This is a genomic window from Streptomyces misionensis (genome assembly GCF_007896895.1).
Lineage (GTDB): Bacteria > Actinomycetota > Actinomycetes > Streptomycetales > Streptomycetaceae > Streptomyces > Streptomyces misionensis_A.
In genome coordinates this window covers 36417-40018 of sequence record NZ_VOGW01000029.1, presented here as the reverse complement: position 1 = coordinate 40018, position 3602 = coordinate 36417, and the positions used below count along the sequence as shown (strand labels likewise).

Below are 3602 nucleotides of genomic sequence, written 5' to 3'. Positions count from 1 at the left end.
TCGCCGACAGCCGCTCGGTCACCGTCTTCGCCATCGTGCTCCCCGTGATCGGCCTCCTGGAGCGCTACGGCCTGCGTGAACAGGCCCCCAACCTCATAGGCCGTCTCGGCAGTCTCAGCGCCGGCCGCTTCCTCACCGTCTACCTGCTGGTCCGGCAGGTCACGGCCGCCTTCGGCCCCACCAGCACCCGCGTCCGCATGCGCATGCGCATCCGCATCCGCATCCACGTCAGCCACCCCCGACTCTCCCGGACGCGCATCCACATCAGCCATCCCCGGCTCCCCCGCGCGTACCTCCACGTCCGCCACGTCCAGCTCCGCCGTCGACGTCGTCGCGGACCACTGCTCGCCGCGCGCCCCCGCGTCCATCGCCTCGTTGGCCAGGCGGTCGGCGTGTTTGTTCTCGGCGCGGGGGATCCACTCGTAGCTGACCCGGTCCGCCGGGAACACCTCGCGGGCCTGGGTCGCCAGTGGCTTCATCGCCGGGTGCTTGATCTTCCAGCGGCCCGACATCTGCTCGATGACCAGCTTGGAGTCCATCCGGACGTGGACCCGCGCGGTGGGGTCCAGGGTGCGGGCGGCGCGCAGGCCGGCCAGGAGGCCCCGGTACTCGGCGACGTTGTTGGTGGCGAAGCCGAGGTACTCGGCCGCCTCCAGCAGCGTTCGGCCCGTCGCCGCGTCGCGGACCACCGCTCCGTAGCCCGCGGGCCCCGGGTTGCCCCGTGACCCGCCGTCCGCCTCGACGATGAACTCCCGCACGCCGTGCGCCCCCTACAGGCCCGACTCGGCCGTGCGCACCAGGATCCGGCGGCAGTTCTCGCAGCGCACCACCGTGTCGGGCGCCGCCGCGCGGACCTCGTTCAGCTCGGTGATGGCCAGCTCCTGGCGGCAGCCCTGGCAGGTGCGCGCGTACAGCTTCGCCGCGCCGATACCGCCCTGCTGCTCGCGCAGCTTGTCGTACAGCTTGAGCAGGTCCGCGGGGACGGCGGCCGCCACGACCTCGCGCTCCTTCGTCACCGCCGCGGCCTCGCGGTCGATCTCCTCGAACGCGGCGTCCCGGCGCCCGCTCGCGTCGTCGATCTTCGACTGGACGGAGGCGACCCGCTCGGTCAGCTCGTTCACCCGCTCCTGCGCGGACTCGCGGCGCTCCATGACCTCCAGGACCACGTCCTCCAGGTCGCCCTGGCGCTTGGCGAGCGAGGTGATCTCGTGCTGGAGGTTGGCGAGGTCCTTGGGCGAGGTGACGGCGCCGGAGTCGAGCCGCTGCTGGTCGCGGGTGGCGCGCTGGCGCACCTGGTCGACGTCCTGCTCGGCCTTGGTCTGCTCGCGGGCGCAGTCGCTCTCCTCGGTCTGCGCGGCCACGAGCAGGTCGCGCAGCTGGGTGAGGTCCTTGGTCAGCGACTCGATCTCGGCGTGCTCGGGCAGGGACCTCCGCTTGTGCGCGAGCTGCTGCAGGCGGACGTCGAGGGCCTGGACGTCGAGGAGTCGGATCTGGTCGGCGGGCGCGGCGTTCAGTTGGGGGCTCCCATTAGCTAGTGGTGACGGAGGACGCCGCGTGGGCGGTCCAGGGGTCGGTGACCGTCGTGGAGACGTGGACGCGGAGGTCCCAGCCGTGGCGGTCGGAGATCTCGTCGAGCTGGCCGGCGGCCAGTTCGCACCAGGGCCACTCGGTGGCCCAGTGCGCGGCGTCGAGCAGCGCGAGCGGACTGTGCGCGACGGCCTCGGAGGCCGGGTGGTGGCGCAGGTCGGCGGTGAGGAAGGCGTCCACCCCGGCCGCCCTGACCTGGTCGAAGAGGCTGTCGCCCGAGCCGCCGCTGACGGCGATGGTGCGGATGACGGCCTCGGGGTCGCCGGCCACCCGGATGCCCTGCGCGGTGGCGGGCAGCCGCTCGGCGGCGCGCCCGGCCAGCTCCCGCAGCGTGAGCGGGTGGTCGAGGGCGCACACCCGGCCGAGGCCCCGACGGCCGTTCGGATCGGTGGGGTCCGGCACGAGGGGGCGTACGACCCGCAGGTCGAGCGCGCCCGCGAGGGCGTCGGAGACGCCCGGGTCGGCGGTGTCGGCGTTGGTGTGGGCGACGTGCAGCGCGATGTCGTTCTTGATCAGCGTGTGGACGACCCGGCCCTTGAAGTGCGAGGCCGCGACCGTGGTCGTGCCCCGCAGATAGAGCGGGTGGTGGGTGACGAGCAGGTCGGCGCCGAGCCGCACCGCCTCGTCGACGATCTCCCGCACGGGGTCGACGGCGAACAGGACCCGGGTGACCTCCTGGTCGGGATCGCCCACGACCGTGCCGACCGCGTCCCAGGACTCGGCCCGCTCGGCGGGCCACAGGTTCTCCAGCGCGGCGATGACTTCAGACAGACGGGGCACGAGAAAAGGCTACCTGGCTGTTCGGCGGGGCTGAACCGCATCCGCCGGTCCCGCCCCGCGCGCAGCACAGTCGTCGCCGCTTCCTCGGAGGAATCGCTTCTGCGCCACCCGTATGTGTGAAGCGGCGGCCGGCCCCCCGCGCGGCCGTGTCCGGAAAACTACCTTCGTCGCCGGAGGTGACCGAACGATGACGGTCTGTGCCATCGAATCCCCGTCCACCGGCGAGGACGACCGCTCGCCGGGTCGCGGTTGCGTGCTCACGGCGGACGGCGCGTACGCCGCCCGGCTCGCGCGGGACGGTGACTCCTGGTTCCCGGAGCGCTGGACGCTGGACGGCCCGGAGCCGTACGCGGTGCCGCTGCCCGGCCACCAGCCGGAGGAGCCCGGCACCGAGGTGCAGCCGCTGGGCGACGGCCGGGTCCTGATCCACCGGAGGGCGGCGCGGCGGCACCTCTTCGCGCTGCTGTACCCGACCGGGCCCGGCACCGGGGAGCTGCCGCTGGGCGCGATGGAGTGCGCGGCGCCCGGCACCCGGCTCGCCCTGCTGCCCCCGGCGCCGGGGGGCGCGCGGGCGTACGCCCTCTCGGTGGGCGCGCGCTCCAGCGTGGTGTGGCAGGTGGCGGGCGGGGCGTACGGTCCGGTGCGGCTCGCCGAGGTGCCGGGGCGCTGCTCGGGCGGGGTCTGGCTGGACCGCGCCGGGCGGCTGCTGGCGCTGGACCGGGAGCTGGAGGGCCGCACCAAGACGGTCGTGGTGGATCTGGAGCTGGGCCAGGTCTCGCCGCTGCTCCAGATCGCGCCGGACAGCGACGACCGGCTGCTGCTGGCCGATCTCGACAGCGGGCTGCTGCTGATCTCCTCGGACGCCCCCTCGCCGGGGCAGGAACGATTGGGCTGGGGCGTCCTCGGCTCCACCCTGCCGGTGCGTTTTCCCACGTCGCTGCGGCTGCCGGAGTGTACGGCGGTGCCGTTCGCGATCCAGCCGGGGCAGCTGCTGGAACCGGAGGCCTGCGCGGTGGCGCTGCGCATCGACGGCCCGGTGGGCACCTGGGTGGGCCTGTGGCGGCCGGCCGAGCGCCGGGTGCGGCATCTCCCCGCGCCCAAGGGCTGGTTGACCGGCGCGGGGCTGTGGACCCACGAAGGGGTGCTGCGGCTGCCGTACGCCACCCGGGAGACGCCGTGCGCAGTGGCGGAGCTGCGGATGCCCGAGCGCGACCCGCGCGCGGAACGGCCGGCGG

At 74.2% G+C, this 3602-nt stretch carries 3 protein-coding genes and 2 pseudogenes; 2 read left to right on the top strand and 3 right to left on the bottom strand.

Going from position 1 to position 3602, the window contains the following annotated elements:
* Nucleotides 1-35: 35 nt before the first annotated feature.
* Nucleotides 36-119, top strand: a pseudogene (locus FRZ03_RS41400) (DUF969 domain-containing protein); the annotation flags it as partial.
* Between the two features lie 188 nt (nucleotides 120-307).
* Here the strand turns inward: FRZ03_RS41400 and FRZ03_RS05010 are convergent.
* The 3 genes and pseudogenes from FRZ03_RS05010 to FRZ03_RS05000 form a co-directional block, all read right to left on the bottom strand.
* Nucleotides 308-758: pseudogene (locus tag FRZ03_RS05010) on the bottom strand (reverse transcriptase-like protein); the annotation flags it as partial.
* Between the two features lie 12 nt (nucleotides 759-770).
* Entirely contained in the window at nucleotides 771-1514 is a 744-nt protein-coding gene (locus FRZ03_RS05005) for a zinc ribbon domain-containing protein (protein WP_146463906.1), read from the bottom strand.
* 13 nt (nucleotides 1515-1527) lie between these two features.
* Nucleotides 1528-2367, bottom strand: coding sequence for a Nif3-like dinuclear metal center hexameric protein (locus FRZ03_RS05000; RefSeq protein ID WP_146463905.1), 840 nt, complete (start codon nucleotides 2365-2367; stop codon nucleotides 1528-1530).
* A 187-nt stretch (nucleotides 2368-2554) separates the two neighbouring features.
* Between FRZ03_RS05000 and FRZ03_RS04995 the strand changes: the two genes are divergently transcribed.
* Nucleotides 2555-3602: hypothetical protein (locus FRZ03_RS04995; protein ID WP_146463920.1), on the top strand; the 1048-nt coding region annotated here is incomplete at its 3' end.